This window comes from Winogradskyella sp. UBA3174, from assembly GCF_002364335.1.
Classification (GTDB): domain Bacteria; phylum Bacteroidota; class Bacteroidia; order Flavobacteriales; family Flavobacteriaceae; genus Winogradskyella.
In genome coordinates this window covers 157328-174984 of sequence record NZ_DEXW01000037.1, presented here as the reverse complement: position 1 = coordinate 174984, position 17657 = coordinate 157328, and the positions used below count along the sequence as shown (strand labels likewise).

Sequence of the window (17657 nt, the reverse complement as noted above, 5' to 3'; positions counted from 1 at the left end):
AGTTATTGAGTTATTGAGTTATTCTTATGAGTAAGCTCTGAAATTTAGTTTTTGTGATTCGGAATTTACCAGCTTTGAATCTTCATGAGCAAATTAACTTAGTTCCGGAGCTTTTCAATAGCCTCAACCACTGCGCTATGAGTCACTACATTAGTTTTGAAGTGTTCTATAATGTTAGTTTTTTCTTCAGCTGTAGCCTCAAACTGATTTAAAATATTCATTAAGTGCATTTTCATATGGCCTTCTTGAATACCAGTTGTTGTTAAAGACTTTACAGCGGCAAAGTTTTGTGCTAAGCCAGCAACAGCTACAATTTGCATTAAGTCTCTAGCACTAGGTTTTTCCAATAACTCTAAAGAAAATTTGACTAGTGGGTGTAAATTGGTTAATCCACCAACAGTTCCTAGTGCTAATGGAATTTCTATCCAGAATTTAAAAACACCGTTATTTATACTACAATGGGTTAAGCTCGAGTATTTTTCTTGTCTAGACGCATAAGCATGCACACCAGCTTCAACAGCTCTAAAATCGTTCCCTGTTGCTAATACGACGGCATCTATACCATTCATAATACCCTTATTGTGAGTAACAGCTCTAAATGGTTCTATTTCTGCAATATTTATGGCTTGTTTAAACTTCTGTACAAAAAGTTCGGGATTGGGAATGTCTTTGCTTTTTAAATCTTCAATATTACAAGATACTTCTGCTCTAACTAAACAGTTTGGGACGTAGTTAGAAAGAATACTCATAACGATATCTAAATCCCCTTTTAGACCGGTTTCAGCTTCATTTTTAAATGTTTGTGCAAATTGCTCTAAACAAGAATTAATAAAATTCGCACCCATGGCGTCCAAAGTCTCAAACGTTGCATGTAATTGGTAGTAGTTTGATAATTCTTTAGTTTTATCTCTCAGTTCAATATCTAAGATACCACCACCTCTTCGTACCATGTTTTTAGTAATGTCTGATGTTGAAGAAATGAGAAGCGGTTTTGTTTTTTCAAAAAATGACTCTAAAGTTTTAAAATCACCATTGTAGGTAAAGTGTACTTGGCCAATTTTTTCTGTTGAAATTACTGTAGTTTTAAAACCACCGCGATCAAACCAAAATTTTGCAGCTTTACTTGCAGCAGCAATAACAGAGCTTTCTTCTATGGCCATTGGTATAGTGTAAAGCGTGTCGTTTATTAAAAAATTAGGAGCAACACCTAAAGGTAAATAGTAGTTTGTAATAGTATTTTCAATAAACTCATCATGTAATTTTTGGAGCTTTTCATTTGAATTCCAATATTGTGTAATGAGCGTTTTTGCGCTGTCTTTGTCTGTAAAATAAGTATTAATAAGCCAATCAATTTTATCTAATTTTGAAAGCTTACTAAAGCCAGAAATAGCGTTAGCCATGTTTGTTTAAATTTAAAAAGATAAAGATACTTAGGATTGGTATAAAATGAGTCTTTAAACTATTATTATTGCGGATTTACTCTTAAAAATAGCGATTTTTTGCATAATTTTTAGTAAACTTGGCATTGTTTTATTGAAAAAAGATAACATGAAATTAAGACACTTAATTACAATTGTAGGATTTTTAACAACCACAATAATTTATTGTCAAGACAAACAGATCTCACTCGAAGACATTTGGGGAGGAACTTTTAGAACGCAAGGTATGCAAGCTTTGCATTCTATGGATAACGGAAAACAGTATTCTGTTTTAAATTTTGATAGGCAAAATAGAACAGCAACAATCGATATTTACGATTATAAAACTTTAGAAAAAGTTAAAACCTTGGTATCTTCAGCTGATATAGCTGAGATTCAAGGTTTTTTTGATTATAGCTTTAGTACAGATGAATCTAAAGTCATCTTAACAACCAATTCTATTCCTGTATTTAGACGTTCCACTTTAGGTGAGTTTTATATCTATGACATTGCGTCAAAAAAAGTAACTAAAGTGTCGGACGATTTGGTACAAGAACCAACATTGTCGCCAGATGGTAAAAAAGTGGCTTATGGTTTTGAGAATAATCTGTATGTTAAAGACCTAGCTTCTGGTAGTGTTGAGCAAATCACCTTTGATGGAGAAAAGAATAAAGTGATTAACGGTATTACCGATTGGGTTTATGAAGAAGAATTTAGTTTTGTAAGAGCTTTTGATTGGAATGCGGATAGCAATCAAATTGCTTTTATTCGTTTTGATGAAACTGAAGTGCCAGAATTCTCAATGGATGTTTTTGGCTCAGAATTGTACCAAACGCAACAAGTTTTTAAATATCCTAAAGCAGGCGAGGCTAATTCTAAAGTAACTTTATATTTATACAAATTAGGTTCAGAAAAACTTCAAGAACTAAAAGTAGATAAAGCATATCAAGATTTTTATATTCCGAGATTAGAATGGACTAAGGATGCTGATGTATTAAGTGTTCAATTAATGAATCGTCATCAAAATGAATTAGATCTTTGGATGATAAACACTAAAAATAATACGTCTAATTTGGTTTTAGCAGAAGAGGATAAAGCATACGTCGATGTAACATTCAACTTAACATTCTTAAAAGATGATAGCTTTATTTGGACGAGTGAAAAAGATGGTTACAACCATATTTATCATTATGCTGAAGATGGTAAGCTGATCAATCAAGTAACTGAAGGCAATTGGGAAGTGACTAATTACTATGGTTTCAATGAAAAAGAGAATTCAATTTATTACCAATCTGTAGAGAATGGTTCCATTAACAGAGATGTGTATTCTATTAAATTAAATGGAAAAAAGAAAAAACGCCTAACCAAAACAGATGGAACTAATAGCGCTTCTTTTAGTGCAGATTTTACGTATTTTATCAATACACATTCTAGTGCAACAACACCTCAAGAATATACGCTAAACAGTTCAAAATCTGGTGATGTTGTTAAAAGCATTAAGGATAACATTAGCTTATCAGAGAAAGTTGGAAATTATATAACATCTAAAAAAGAGTTCAGTACTATAAATGTTAATGGCAATGACTTAAATATGTGGATAATTAAACCTGCAGATTTCGATGCCAATAAAATCTATCCATTATTTATGTATCAGTATTCTGGTCCTGGTTCTCAGCAAGTAGCTAACCGTTGGAATAGTTCTAATGATTATTGGTACCAAATGTTAGCACAACAAGGTTACATAATAGCTTGTGTAGACGGCAGAGGAACAGGGTTTAAAGGAGCGGATTTTAAGAAAGTAACACAAAATGAACTTGGTAAATACGAAGTTGAAGACCAAATCGCTGCAGCTAAAAAATTAGGTACGTTACCTTATGTTGATGCAACTAGAATGGGAATTTGGGGTTGGAGTTACGGTGGTTTTATGAGTAGTAATGCCTTGTTTAAAGGTAACGATGTTTTTAAAATGGCAATTGCTGTAGCGCCAGTAACGAGTTGGAGATTCTACGATACTATATATACAGAGCGTTACATGACAACTCCACAAGAGAATGCAAGTGGTTATGATGAAAATTCACCAATAAATCATGTCGATAAGTTAAAAGGTGATTTCTTGTTAATTCACGGTTCTGGCGATGATAATGTACATTTACAGAATACCATGCGTATGGTAGAAGCATTAATTCAAGCAGATAAACAGTTTGAATGGATGGTGTATCCAGATAAAAATCATGGTATTTATGGAGGCAATACAAGGCTTCATTTATACAAAAAGATGACCAATTTTATAAATAGAACTTTAGGTGATAAGCTTCAAGGTAATATTAAAGAATAATAGGGTTTGTCTAAGTTTAAACTAACTATTAATACTAACTAATATAATTATATATGGAATTTAAATTTGGAGGTTCAGCAGAGAACCAAAAAACTGTTTTAGGACATCCGGCTGGTTTGTTTGTATTGTTCTTCACAGAAATGTGGGAACGTTTTTCTTATTATGGAATGCGAGCATTATTAGTGCTCTTCTTAACAGCTGCTATCCTTGGTGATGGTGGTTGGGGCTGGGAACGTTCAGAGGCACTTTTACTTTATGGTTGGTATACAGGATTAGTATATATCACACCCATTATTGGTGGTTTTATTGCGGATAAGTTTACAGGCTATAGAAATGCTGTAGTTATTGGAGCTTTTTTAATGACTTTAGGTCATGCTTCAATGGCATTAGAAGTTACTGCAGATATGTTTTTCTATATAGGATTAGGTCTATTAATTGTTGGAAATGGCTTATTTAAGCCGAATATTTCATCAATGGTTGGTCAACTTTATAAATCACAAGGAAAAGAGAAAGATGCTGGTTATACTATTTTTTATATGGGTATTAATGCTGGTGCCTTTTTGGGTATTTTATTATGTGGTTATATTGGTGAATCAGTAGGCTGGCATTATGGTTTTGGTTTAGCTGGAATTTTCATGTTTTTTGGTATGTTACAATTCTATTTTGCTCAAAAAATCTTTGGAAAGATTGGTCTTTCGCCTAAAAATTTAGAAGATTTTGACGATATTATAGAGGACTCAGTCGAAGAAACAAAAGATGTACTTGAGGAAGTTGCAGATCAAGCTTCAGAATCAAAAATTACTGCTGATAGGCTAAAAGTAATAGGTGTGTTTTCATTCTTTACAATATTCTTTTGGTGGGCGTTTGAACAAGCAGGTGGTTCTATGACCATCTTTGCAGCAGATTATACAGACAGAGTATTAGTCGGTGACGGAGCTACAACATTTAAGATATTTAATACGATCCTAACCGTTGTTCCAATGTTAATTATAACTTGGGTACTAATTATGTTATTCAAACAAACATATAAGAAGTTTGCATTATCAAATATCCTTCTAGGGACAAGTTTCGTTATTATATGGGGAATTGTAATTTGGATGTTAAATAAAGAATTTAATGCTGAAGTTGCTGAAGTAAAAGCGTCTTGGTTTGGAATTTTAAATTCATTTTTTATTATAGCCTTCGCACCTTTATTTTCTAAAGTATGGGAAAGTAAATACAATCCTTCAGGACCAGTTAAATTTGCAATTGGTTTAATGCTGCTTGGTCTCGGTTTTGGGATTTTAGCTTATGGCTCTATGGGGATTCCGTTAGGAGCTAAAACAGCTTCTGTAAGCATGTTGTTTTTAGTATTTGCTTATTTATTCCATACCCTTGGTGAACTATGTGTATCACCTGTTGGTTTATCTTATGTAAGTAAATTAGCACCAATAAAATTAGTGGGTATGATGTTCGGTATCTGGTTCGTTGCTAATTTCATTGCTAATTTTGCGGCTGGTTTAACAGGTAGTTATATAGACCCAATAGTAGAGGAATATGGTATGAGTGTATTCTTTTTAATTTTTACTGCTATTCCTGTGGCTGCAGGTATTGTAATGTTAATTTTAAACAAAACATTAATTAGAATGATGCACGGTATAAGATAGTTCTAAAACCGTTAAAATAAATTAAAAATGCTCCTCTTCAGGAGCATTTTTTTGTAAGTTCGGCATAAGAATTGCAACAAAGATAAATATGAGAAATATATTATTTATAATGGTTTTGGCACTATTAACATCGTTTAAGCCAATATCAAAAGATACCAACACAGCAGATAAGATTAACTGGATAACTATAGAAGAAGCTATTGCGCTTCAGAAAAAGGAGCCAAGAAAAATTATGATGGATGTTTATACCAATTGGTGTGGTCCTTGTAAGATGCTAGATAAGAATACATTTCAGAATCCAGACGTTGTTGAGTACATGAATAAAAACTATTATGCTGTAAAATTTAATGGAGAAGGCAATGCATCTGTCACTTTTAAAGACAAGACATTTGGAAACCCAAATTACGATCCTGCAAAAGCAAACAGAAGAAATAGCGCGCATGAGTTTGCAAACTATTTGAAAGTTAGTGCATATCCTACAATGGTGTTTTTTGATGAAGAGGCAAATTATATAACGCCAATAACAGGTTACTTAAAACCACAGCAGTTAGAATTGTACCTAAAAATGTTTAAAGCAGATGAGCATATAGGCATGGATACCCAAGAAAAATTCAATGAATATTTTAAAGCCTTTAAGCCTTCATTTAAACAGTAAAGCAAATAAAATTAGTTTATAATATAGGCTCCCTTTTCGTTGGTTTGATGAAAAGGGATTTTTTTATGCGTGCATGTAGCTTTCCAACGTTTAACATAAGACTTGTAATTGCTGGCATCTGCAATAATTAGCTCGGGTTGTAAGCTATCAATCATACGGTTAAGGTTTAGTTTTGGCGAGTTTCTAAGTATAATATAATTGGGTTTAAAACTTAATCCTTTGTAAACCCCTAAACTATCAATGACTAAAATAGATTTTTTTTTAAATTGATAAATTGACTGTAAACTGTCTGTTCTAACAGAATCTATCGTCTCACCAACTTTAAAATTCTTTATAACGTTATCTCCTTTTTGTTTTGACGTACCTAAATTATGATGCACCATAAATTGGTCCTTGTTTTTTTGACCAATCATTGAATATCTGCTTTTATTAAAAACAACAAAAGCATCATCTTGTACTTTATATCTGTTGTAAAACGAAATACTTTGAAAAGAAATAATTGCAATCAAGCTAAAAGCAATCCATTTAAAATTCCTGAATTTGTAAACTTGTATCAAAGCAACAATTATCAAATATGAACAAATGACCTGAAGTATTGTAAACGGAATGTCTCTAAATAAAAAATCTTCAAATTGAGCTACCCAAGCAATAAACGCATTTAAACTATCAATAATAAAACTGTAAGCAATTACTATAAAATCATGTAACATATTCATAAGTGCCAGAGCGATAACTAATAATCCAAACCCTAGAATTAAACCTAAAAAAGGAATTACAACAATGTTTGAAATGAAGAACAAGCCAGGGAATTGATGAAAATAAAACAGACTAATAGGTACAACTCCTGCTTGTGCTGCAAGAGTCACTGTAAAGACTTGCCACAATTTATCGGTTACTAAATACCTTGGTTTCCATAATTTATAAAGTATCGGTTGCACACTCACAATGCCTAAAACTGCGAGATAACTCATTTGAAAACCGACTTCGAACAAAAAAGTAGGTTTAACCAATAAAATGAAAAATGCTGAAATTACTAGAGTGTTATAAATATTAGTCGGTCGTTTTAAGTGCATCGCAATACTAATAATACTAAACATGGTTACTGCTCTAGTAACAGAGGGTGATAACCCTGCAATTATAGCAAAAGACCAAAGAATAGTAATTAAAACGATAGGTCTTATATAATTACCATATTTAAGATAGAGTAGTGGCTTAAAAATAAAATTGAGAATCCATAATAAAATACCAACATGAAGTCCTGAAATAGCTAAAATATGAATGGTCCCCGAATTCACATAATTAGTATAGGTTGTTTTATCAATAGTTTGGCGCTGACCTAGTAGTAGCGCATTCATAATACTAAGCGCTTCATCTTTAAATCCTGCTTCTATAAGTTTTGAGTTAATAGTGGTTCTTAATTGATCTGCAAAACCATAAATTGTAGTTTTTGAATTTGAGACCGTCATTAATTCATCAGACTCTAAATACAGTTGATTATAAACCTGTTTTAATTCTAGATAGGCACTATAGTCAAATTGATGTGGATTTAAAGGTTTCTGAATTTTCTGTACTTGCGCAGAAGTAAATAGTATATCATCCACAGATAAAGCTGTGTTCAAACTGTCTTTCCTGATATTAATTAATAATTTGCCAGACGCAGTTTTACCATTAATAGAACTTGTTGAAACAATGTACTTATAGTTGTAATTATCAGGTTTTAAACGCTCTTTAATTTTGAAAGTTATAGTATTAAAATTTTCTAAGGAATTTAGATTTGTATAATGATTAACTTGTATTTTTTCATTTTGAGTAGTATAAGAGATCATTCCAATACCCATCATAGATAAGCAAGATAGTATTCCAAATAGCGGAAGTCTATCTATTTTAGATTTTAAGAATACCCAATAGATACCAATAAGAATTACTAATCCAAGAGTTAAATATAAAGGCAGTTTGTAATCTGGCTTAGCATAGTGTGCTAAAACAATACCAGCAATTAAGCAAATTGTTAATTTTATTAAAGAGAAATTTAGTAACTTCATAAGAATCAGTTACTAATATATAAAAAGTATTACAAAATACGTCTAGCTTGTACAAAAGCAAAATACCAATACTTTTCTGTTATCGAAGAAATCATAACACCTCTACTCGACGATGCATGTATAAATTCTACATCACCTTTACTTATGTTTGAAACAATTCCGACATGATTAACCTTTCTACTATTTTTTTTAGTCGCAAAAAAGACTAAATCTCCAATATTTACTTCTTTAAGATCTATCCAAGACCCAGTGCTTTTCAATCCAGAGGTCGTTCTAGGAAGACTGATATTATGTTTGTTAAAACTTGTATAGATAAGACCAGAGCAATCCATACCACGTTTGGTTGTTCCTCCGTATTTGTAGCGTGTGCCGTTAAATGTTTTGGCATATTTTACAATACTTGTGGCTTTATTAGAAGCTTTGGCAGTTGTTTTTACTTTTACAGTATGTGTTTGTGTTTTTTTGCTGGTGTACGATTTCTTTGCTTTACAGCTGCTTAGAAAAAGAATGATTAAAATAAAAGGTAATATTTTTTTCATATTATGAGATAGCATTAAAAATTAACTCAGCAGTTTTTTCACTTGCCCCTCTTCCGCCAAGCTTTAGTTCTAAATCATAATAATCTAAAAATAACTGTTCGCGTTTTTCGGTTTGTAAAATGGCAGTTAATTCTTTTTTTAAACGTTTTTTATTTAAATCTCCTTGAATTAACTCTGTCACTACCTCGCGGTCCATTATTAGGTTGACCAATGAAATATATTTCAAAGTAATAATACGTTTTGCAATTTGATAAGATATTGCATTTGCTTTATAACAGACTACTTGAGGTACTTTAAACAGAGCTGTTTCTAAAGTTGCAGTTCCAGAAGTGACTAAAGCTGCTGTAGAAATAGTTAAAAGATCGTATGTTTTATTAGAAATGAACGAGACATTGTCTTGTTTTATAAAACTTTTGTAAAAATCATAATCCTGACTAGGAGCTCCCGCAATTACAAACTGATAATCCTTAAAGCTATTTACTAAGCTCAGCATAATACCAAGCATTTTTGTTATTTCTTGCTTTCGGCTTCCAGGTAATAATGCAATTATTGGTTTATCGCTAAGTTGATGTTCTTTTCTGAATGATTTTAAATCTATCTGTGGTCTATCTGCTATAGCATCAATAAGTGGGTGTCCAACAAAATTAACGTCATAGTCGTATGTGTCATAAAAAGCTTTTTCAAACGGAAGAATACAGTACATAGCATCAACATAACGTTTAATTTTATCTACACGATTAGCTCTAGAGGCCCAAACTTGTGGAGAAATATAATAATGCGTTTTGTAATTAAGTTCTTTTGCCCATTTGGCTATGCGAAGATTAAATCCGGAATTATCAATAAAAATAATAACATCTGGTTGAAATTTTTCAATATCGCTTTTACAGAATTTTATAAGCCCTAATATTTTTCTGAGGTTAAAAATAACTTCAGCAAAACCCATAAATTGCCGCTCTTTGTAGTGCATTACTAAGTCCCCTCCAATAGATTGCATTAAGTCCCCTCCCCAAAATCTAATATCAGCTTTATCATCTTGTTTTAATAAGGCTTTCATTAAGTTAGAACCATGTAAATCTCCTGAAGCTTCGCCAGCAATGATGTAATATTTCATTAATTCATGAATTTAATTATCATAGTTGAGATAAGCACAAGTATAGTTGCTATTAATACACCTTTTGCTCTGTGATCTTGATTCTTCTTTAAAAATAGAAAAAAAGCGCTTAGATTAAGAAGTGCTCCAATACTCATGAGTTTCGTTAAAAAATCTTCTTCAATAGCTTGCTTAATAACAACTCCCCAATCATCAGATTTACCAAATATCTGAATGGCAAAAACTAAACCAAATAAAGTAGCAATAAGCCCCACTCCAAAACCGATTAAAATTTCTTTTTTCATATTTGTTTTCCGCAAAATCGGAAATCTTATTTAGTGAAACATGTATTTATTTTAAGTCCCATGTATTTATAGTCTGAATGGCGTGATGTGCAGTTAAATCAAACTGAACAGGTACAACAGAGACATAGCCATTTTCTAAAGCCCATTCATCTGTGTCTTCACCATTATCCATATTAACAAACTTTCCAGTTAACCAATAATAAACACGCCCCATTGGGTTAGTGCGCTTATCAAATTCTTCTTTCCAATTGGCTCTTGCTTGTCTGCACACTTTGATACCTTTAATAGCCACTTTTTCTAGATTAGGTAAGTTTACATTCAATACAACTCCATCAGGTAATCCGTGTTCTAAAACTTGTTTAGTTATAGTTTCTATAAATGAACCACAATGTTCAAAATTAGCATTCCAGTTGTAATCTAATAACGAAAATCCAATTGCAGGAATCCCTTCAATACCTGCTTCTAATGCAGCACTCATTGTGCCAGAATATATTACATTTATAGAAGAGTTTGAACCATGATTAATGCCTGAAACACAAATGTCTGGCCGTCTATCTAAAATTTCATTAACTGCTAGTTTTACACAATCTGCAGGTGTGCCAGAACAACTATATTCAGGTTGTTTACCATCAATAGTAACCTTTTCAATGTGTAATGTGGAATTTATAGTTATGGCATGTCCCATAGCACTTTGTGGACTGTCTGGAGCTACCACAACCACGTCTCCAATGGTATTCATAACAGAAATTAATTTTCTAATACCTGGCGCTGTAATTCCGTCATCATTAGTTACTAAAATCAAAGGGCGTTTAGACATATGTAATAAAGCATTAAAGTTGATGTAAAAATACTAAAAAGCATAAGAATAGTGTGTATTATGACCCTTTAACAAAAAATTAGTGTCTTGATTTTTTATGGCATGGTTTTTTCTCCTATTTTAGTGAAATATTGAAACCTACTTAAAATATAAATCATATGAGAGGGAATTATAAGTTTTTATTATTAGCATTATTAATAGCATTTGCATCATGTAGTTTTACTAGTAAAACATTTAATGATCCAGATAAAGACAAGTTGTTAATTCAGTTAATTACTTATGTTTTAGATCAAGGGCACTTTGATCCACAAGAAATAAACGATGACTTTTCTGCCAATGTTTTTGGTGACTTTTTAGATCAGTTAGATCCATTTAAGCGTTATTTTTATGCATCGGACATAAAGGAATTTGAGGCTTACAAGGATAAAATAGATGATCAGCTAAAGTCTTATGACGTATCGTTTTTTAATATCACACACGAGCGCTTGCTGCAACGTATCGAAGAGTCAAGGAAATTATATACTGAGATTTTACAAAAGCCATTCGATTTTTCTAAGAAGGAAGAGTATTCGTCAGATTATGAAAAGCTGACTTATGTAAAGAATAAGCGCGAAATGAAGGACCGCTGGAGACAGCAACTTAAATTTTCTACTATTGATAATTATGACGATGTTATTGAAGAACGCGATTCAGCTATAGAAACTAAAGGCCTCCCTGAAAAAGCTTTTTCTGAAATCAATGAGAAACCAAAAACTAAAGATAAAAAATCTTTAAAAGAAATAGAATTAGAAGCTAGAACTGAGACAAAAGAGTCTCTAGATGATTTATACGATTTTATTAATGATAGACAACGTAAAGATTGGTTTGCAGTTTATATTAATGCTATTGTAGAAGAGTTTGATCCGCATACATTCTATTTTGCGCCAGAAGATAAAGACCGTTTTGATGTAGCTATGTCTGGTAATTTCGAGGGTATTGGTGCGCGTTTGCAAAAGAAAAGAGATGGTGTAATGGTCAATGAAATTATTAGTGGTGGACCAGCATGGAGAGCTAATGAATTAGAAGTTGGTGATCAGATTCTTAAAGTTAGACAACAAGATGAAAAAGAAGGTATAAGTATTGTTGGTATGCGTTTAGATGATGCCATTAAATTTATAAAAGGACCAAAAGGTACAGTTGTTACATTAACGCTCAAAAAGGTAGATGGCACAATAGAAGACATTTCTATTAAAAGAGATATCGTTGAGTTAGAAGAAACGTATGCAAAATCATCTACAGTAGAAAAAGATGGTAAAATATTTGGTGTAATTAATTTACCTAAGTTTTATATCAACTTTCAAGATTATGACAAGCGAAATGCTGCATCAGACATTAAGCAAGAGATTATCCGTCTTAAAGAGCAAGGGATGCAAGGCTTAGTGCTAGATCTAAGAAATAATGGAGGTGGGTCACTTCAAACTGTAGTTGATATTGTTGGCTTGTTTATAGAAGAAGGTCCAGTTGTACAGGTAAAAACTACAGGAGAGCCAAAAGAGATATTAAGCGATAAGGATAAATCTATTATCTGGGATGGACCATTAGTTATTATGGTAAACGAATTATCAGCATCAGCTTCAGAAATATTAGCAGCTGCAATGCAAGATTATAAAAGAGCTATTGTTATTGGTAGTAAACAGACTTACGGAAAAGGTACAGTTCAAAATGTATTAGATTTAAACCGAATGGTACGTAACAACTCTAATGGTGACATGGGAGCACTAAAATTTACAACTCAAAAATTTTATAGAATCAATGGAGGTTCTACACAGCTTGAAGGTGTAAAGAGTGATGTTGTAGTTCCAGACCGCTATAGTTATATTAATATAGGAGAGAAGGATCAAGAAAATCCATTACCATGGGATAAAATAGGTGCAGTAGATTACGACCTTTGGAGTAATTATTTTGATTATGAAACTACAATAAGTAAAAGTAAAGCAAGAATGGCTGCAAATGAACAGTTAAAATTAATTGATGCCAATGCACAATGGGTTAAGAAAATAAGAGACCGAGAAATACACTCATTAAATTATGATGACTATAAGAAAGAAATGGGGATTATAGAAGAGGAAGCAAAACGTTTTGCCAAACTATCGCAGTATAAAACAGATTTATCATTTAATTCATTACCATATGAGATGAGTTTAATGGAGAAAGACTCAATATTAAAAGAAAAGCGAAACAGGTGGCATCAGAGTTTAGCTAGAGACGTTTATATAGAAGAAGCATTAAACGTGCTTAATGATTTAAAAATGACTTATGCTATAAAGAATAAAGTAGCAAACGTTAAGAATTAGATTTTAACGCTATTTTATATCAGCTGTCACAACGAGGGTAGTCGAGATGCTTACTAATAAGATTTTTATGTTGAAAAACTAAAATGTCAAAACAAAATAATTCATTAACAAGATTAGCGCTTCAAAAGTTTAAGAAAAACTTTTGGGGCGTTTTCAGTTTAGGGATTATTGGATGTATTGGTTTAATTTCAGTTTTCGCTTATTTGTTTGCGCCAGATGCATCTAAAAATGCAAATCAAATGCATTTGTCTATTCATTCTAAATCGCCTGGTTTTGAAGTGCAAATGCTAACTATTCCTTCAAGTATAGAATCGAATCAAAACTTTATTTCCAGCTTATTTTTTGGGAAAGAAAATACAGATACAGAAATTCCAATTCAATCTTATAAAGTAAAAGCTAATCAATTGTTATATATTCAATATGCTTCTGATGGATTAAAAGGCGTCGAGAAGCAAATTGATTTAAGTCAGTTTCCTAATAAAAATTATGAACGTTTTATTGATAAAAGAAGCTTTCTATTTGGTACAGATAAATACGGAAGAGATTATTTAAGTCGAATTTTAATAGGCTCTCGAATATCCTTTTTTATTGGTTTTGTAGCTGTTTTTATTTCTCTTTTAGTAGGCCTGTTAATGGGGAGTTTGGCTGGATATTACGGAGGGAAAATTGATGCATTTATAATGTGGATTATTAATATTACATGGTCTATTCCAACACTTTTATTAGTAATCGCCATAACATTAGCTCTTGGGAAAGGATTTTGGCAGGTGTTTATAGCAGTAGGTTTAACGATGTGGGTAGAAGTAGCTAGAATTGTGCGAGGTCAAATAATAAGTGCAAAGGAAATGCAATACGTTACTGCAGCTAGAGCTTTAGGTTATAACGATTATAGGATTATTACAAAGCATATCTTACCTAATATTTTTGGACCATTAATTGTTATTTCTGCCGCTAATTTTGCAGGAGCAATTTTAATAGAAAGTGGCTTAAGCTTTTTAGGGATTGGAGCACAGCCTCCAATGGCAAGTTGGGGAGCGATGATAAAAGATCACTATAACTATATTATTTTAGGCAAACCTTATTTAGCACTTATACCTGGTTTGTGTATTATGCTTTTGGTAATGGCGTTTATGTTGGTTGGGAATGCGTTTAGAGACGCTTTAGATGTGAAGGGTTAATTTTTTATACATGGTGACTAAGAAAACAATTTTATTATTTTTTATTATAAATGCGATAGTATTAATTATATTTTACCACTTTATTTTAAGAGAGCCGATAAGTTTGAGTCTAGTAGGAAAAGCGGTAATAACATCGATTTTATCAATAGTCCTAATCTACTTTATAGAAAGAAGAAACAAAAGGTAGAAGTAATAGTAAGATTATTTACTTCTTAAGGATTCAATTTCTTGATTTGTAGCTTCGATAAACTCTAAAACGTCGTCTTTACCAATGCTTTTAGAAGATGAAGTTACAAAATGCTGAGGCACCTCTTCCCAAGATTTTAAAAGTACGTCGCAATAGTCACTGACTTGCCTCTCAATAGCTTTTGGCTTCAATTTATCTGCCTTAGTAAAAATTATAGCAAACGGAATACCGCTTTCACCCATATATTGCATAAATTCTAAATCTATGGGTTGAGGCTTGTGTCTAATATCTACCAATACAAAAGCCGAAACAAGCTGTTGACGTTTTTCAAAATAGTCAGTAATAAATGCCTGAAATTTTCGCTTAGAAGATTTAGAAACACGCGCATAACCATAGCCTGGTAAATCTACCAAGTACCAACCACTATTAATGATAAAATGATTAATCAGTTGTGTTTTTCCTGGTCGTCCAGATGTTTTGGCTAAACTTTTTCGGTCAGTAAGCATATTTATTAATGAAGACTTTCCAACATTACTTCTCCCAATAAAGGCATATTCCGGTAAATCGTTTTTAGGACATTTCGCCACTTCAGAATTACTAACTACAAATTCAGCTGATTTTATTTTCATCTTTAGTTCTTCCAGCAAAAGCAGGAATCTCTTTTAAATTAAACTTTTAGGTGATGTTCACTTTATGTTTTAGTGACTTTGCGAGGTAATTTAAAGTTCACGCTTAACAAGCCACTTATTTAGAATTTTATTAAACTCATCTGGGTGTTCCATCATTGCTGCATGGCCACATTTGTCAATCCAGAATAATTCAGAATCAGGTAATAATTCATGAAACTCAGTAGCGACTTCTGGTGGTGTTACGTTGTCATTTTTTCCCCAAATTATGCATGTTGGTGTATTCATATTAGGCAAGTCTTGAGCCATATTGTGTCTAATTGCACTTTTAGCTATAGCCAAGGTTTTAATGAGCTTATTTCTGTCGTTTACGGTTTCATAAACTTCGTCAACAATGGCTTTAGTGGCAACTGCAGGATCATAGAAAACATCTTGGGCTTTCTTTTTAATCACTTCATAATCGCTACGCTTAGTGTAGCCACCTCCCATTGCGCTTTCATATAACCCAGAACTCCCAGTTATAATTAATCCTTTAACTTTTTCTGGATAAAGTTTTGTGTGATATAAGCCAATATGTCCACCAAGTGAGTTTCCTAATAGAATAACATTTTCGAGCCCCTTGTGTTCTATGAATTTCTTAAGGTAATTAGCAAAACTTTTTACATTAGTTTTTAGAAGTGACATGCCATAAATAGGCAACTCTGGGATGATTACTTTATAGCCATTATTGCTGAAAAAATCAGTGACAGCGTCAAAATTACTTAGCCCTCCCATTAAACCATGAAGCACAATAATAGGTGTTCCTTCGCCTACTTCAATATATCTAAAATCCTTTTCTTCTTTTAAAAGGTGTGCCATGTATTAGGTTAGTGCTTAGTGTTAAAAACAAATATAGCTAAATCCTTTTGAATACAAATAGAACTCAAAAATTTCAATTGTTTTTCATTTAAATATCAGTTAGTAATTACCGCTTTTTAAATTCTTGTGACATACTGATTTTGCTATTGTCTTTAAATCTTAAGTAATAACTCATACAAAACTTATTAACAAAAGTGGTAAGATGTGGTAAAAAGTGGTGTTTTTTTCAATATATTTGAATCTTAATCGTTAAAGTGGTAAACCCAACGTTTTGAATTCATTTATAGGGACATACGAATGTAAAGCAGATGCCAAAGGAAGGCTCATGATACCTGCTGTTCTAAAAAAACAGATGGCTGCTGCGTTGCAAGATGGTTTTGTTTTAAAGCGTGCAGTTTTTCAGCCTTGTTTAGAGCTTTACCCAATGTCCGAATGGAATACGTTGATGGCTAAAATCAATAAACTGAATCGTTTTAAGAAAAAGAATAACGATTTTATAAGACGCTTTACAGCAGGTGTTAAAGTTGTTGAGGTAGATAGTGCTGGTAGGTTGTTAATCCCAAAAGATTTAATCAGTTTTTCAGGAATTTCTAAAGAAGTTGTTTTGGCTTCTGCTGTTAATATTCTCGAAATCTGGGATAAGGATAAGTATGAGCAAGCAATTGATGATGCGTCATCTGATTTTGCGGATTTAGCTGAAGAAGTAATGGGGCAAGAGGAGGAGGACGATGGAATATCATAATGCAGTTTTACTCAAAGAAACGGTAGATGGTTTAGCTATTAAACCAGATGGTGTTTATGTAGATGTCACTTTTGGTGGCGGTGGTCATAGTCGAGAGATGTTATCTAGATTAGGTCCAAAAGGAAAGTTATATGCTTTCGATCAGGATAAAGATGCCTTAGATAATACGATTGATGATGATCGTTTTGTGCTTATCAATGAGAATTTCAGATTTGCAAAGCGATTTTTGAGATTTTACGGTGTCAAAGACGTCGATGGTGTTTTAGCAGATTTCGGAGTGTCTTCGCATCAGTTTGATGTTGCAGAGCGTGGGTTTTCTACACGTTTTGAAGCTGACTTGGATATGAGAATGAATCAAGAAAGTAAGCTGTCTGCTTTCGAAGTAATTAATCATTATACAGAAGAACAAATAAGAGATGTATTGTCACAGTATGGTGAATTAAGACAAGCGCCAGCGATGGCTGTTCGCATTGTTGAGGAAAGAAAAAACGGAGAAATTAAAACAAGCGAACAATTAAAAACCGTTTTAAAACCGTTTTTAAATCATCAAAAGGAAAATAAAGTATTAGCGCAGATTTATCAGGCAATTCGAATAGAAGTAAATCAAGAAATTGAGGTATTGAAAGAGTTGTTATTACAAATGCCAGACTTATTAAAAGTTGCTGGACGTCTAAGTTTTATATCCTATCATTCTTTAGAAGATAGATTAGTGAAGCGCTTTATCAGAAACGGATTATTTGAAGGAGAGCCAGAGCGCGATGTATTTGGGAATTTTGAAGTGCCATTAAAAAAAGTAGGTGGTCTCATCGTACCGTCGCAACCAGAAATAAAATTAAATAACAGAGCAAGAAGTGCGAAGCTTCGAATTGCTGAGAAGCTATAAAAA

Annotated in this window: 15 protein-coding genes; 7 read left to right on the top strand and 8 right to left on the bottom strand. The window is 32.6% G+C overall.

Going from position 1 to position 17657, the window contains the following annotated elements:
* Positions 1-98: 98 nt before the first annotated feature.
* Positions 99-1400 carry a hydroxymethylglutaryl-CoA reductase, degradative gene (locus B2U95_RS05745; RefSeq protein WP_296313693.1) on the bottom strand — a complete coding sequence of 434 codons (1302 nt, stop codon included), beginning with the start codon at positions 1398-1400 and terminating at the stop codon, positions 99-101.
* Between the two features lie 148 nt (positions 1401-1548).
* On the opposite strand from B2U95_RS05745, the gene B2U95_RS05740 reads away from it, so the two are divergent.
* The 3 genes from B2U95_RS05740 to B2U95_RS05730 all read left to right on the top strand — a co-directional run bounded on the left by B2U95_RS05740 (position 1549) and on the right by B2U95_RS05730 (position 6054).
* Positions 1549-3753 (top strand): S9 family peptidase, encoded by a 2205-nt coding sequence (locus tag B2U95_RS05740; protein ID WP_296313691.1) that lies wholly within the window; start codon positions 1549-1551, stop codon positions 3751-3753.
* Between the two features lie 53 nt (positions 3754-3806).
* Complete coding sequence (locus B2U95_RS05735) at positions 3807-5399, top strand: peptide MFS transporter (protein ID WP_296313688.1); 1593 nt, start codon at positions 3807-3809, stop codon at positions 5397-5399.
* Positions 5400-5487: 88 nt separating this feature from the next.
* Complete coding sequence (locus tag B2U95_RS05730) at positions 5488-6054, top strand: thioredoxin family protein (RefSeq protein WP_414727667.1); 567 nt, start codon at positions 5488-5490, stop codon at positions 6052-6054.
* An 11-nt stretch (positions 6055-6065) separates the two neighbouring features.
* On the opposite strand, the gene B2U95_RS05725 is transcribed toward B2U95_RS05730, so the two are convergent.
* From B2U95_RS05725 to surE, 5 genes are read right to left on the bottom strand one after another with little or no spacing between them, the layout of a single operon-like run.
* Positions 6066-8096, bottom strand: a complete 2031-nt coding sequence (locus B2U95_RS05725) for a ComEC/Rec2 family competence protein (RefSeq protein ID WP_296313686.1) — start codon at positions 8094-8096, stop codon at positions 6066-6068.
* A gap of 29 nt (positions 8097-8125) precedes the next feature.
* Positions 8126-8635 carry a C40 family peptidase gene (locus B2U95_RS05720; RefSeq protein ID WP_296313682.1) on the bottom strand — a complete coding sequence of 170 codons (510 nt, stop codon included), beginning with the start codon at positions 8633-8635 and terminating at the stop codon, positions 8126-8128.
* Position 8636: 1 nt separating this feature from the next.
* A complete protein-coding gene (gene lpxB, locus B2U95_RS05715; protein WP_296313680.1) occupies positions 8637-9746 on the bottom strand; it encodes a lipid-A-disaccharide synthase in 1110 nt (369 codons plus the stop codon).
* Positions 9746-10030, bottom strand: a complete 285-nt coding sequence (locus B2U95_RS05710) for a hypothetical protein (RefSeq protein WP_296313678.1) — start codon at positions 10028-10030, stop codon at positions 9746-9748. Before B2U95_RS05710 ends, lpxB begins: the two co-directional genes overlap by 1 nt.
* A 46-nt stretch (positions 10031-10076) precedes the next feature.
* On the bottom strand, positions 10077-10847 hold the full coding sequence (surE, locus tag B2U95_RS05705; protein WP_296313675.1) for a 5'/3'-nucleotidase SurE: 771 nt from the start codon (positions 10845-10847) through the stop codon (positions 10077-10079).
* Between the two features lie 158 nt (positions 10848-11005).
* Between surE and B2U95_RS05700 the strand changes: the two genes are divergently transcribed.
* A complete protein-coding gene (locus B2U95_RS05700) occupies positions 11006-13180 on the top strand; it encodes a carboxy terminal-processing peptidase (RefSeq protein ID WP_296313673.1) in 2175 nt (724 codons plus the stop codon).
* Positions 13181-13263: 83 nt separating this feature from the next.
* Entirely contained in the window at positions 13264-14358 is a 1095-nt protein-coding gene (locus B2U95_RS05695) for an ABC transporter permease (protein WP_296313671.1), read from the top strand.
* 201 nt (positions 14359-14559) lie between these two features.
* On the opposite strand, the gene yihA is transcribed toward B2U95_RS05695, so the two are convergent.
* A complete protein-coding gene (gene yihA / locus B2U95_RS05690) occupies positions 14560-15174 on the bottom strand; it encodes a ribosome biogenesis GTP-binding protein YihA/YsxC (protein ID WP_296313669.1) in 615 nt (204 codons plus the stop codon).
* 90 nt (positions 15175-15264) lie between these two features.
* Positions 15265-16029 (bottom strand): alpha/beta fold hydrolase, encoded by a 765-nt coding sequence (locus tag B2U95_RS05685; RefSeq protein ID WP_296313667.1) that lies wholly within the window; start codon positions 16027-16029, stop codon positions 15265-15267.
* A gap of 271 nt (positions 16030-16300) precedes the next feature.
* Between B2U95_RS05685 and mraZ the strand changes: the two genes are divergently transcribed.
* Together mraZ and rsmH are read left to right on the top strand one after the other, a co-directional pair.
* Positions 16301-16771, top strand: coding sequence for a division/cell wall cluster transcriptional repressor MraZ (gene mraZ / locus B2U95_RS05680; RefSeq protein WP_296313665.1), 471 nt, complete (start codon positions 16301-16303; stop codon positions 16769-16771).
* The gene (gene rsmH / locus B2U95_RS05675; RefSeq protein ID WP_296313663.1) at positions 16758-17654 is read left to right on the top strand and encodes a 16S rRNA (cytosine(1402)-N(4))-methyltransferase RsmH; all 897 of its coding nucleotides are present in this window, start codon (positions 16758-16760) and stop codon (positions 17652-17654) included. Before mraZ ends, rsmH begins: the two co-directional genes overlap by 14 nt.
* Positions 17655-17657: the final 3 nt, after the last annotated feature.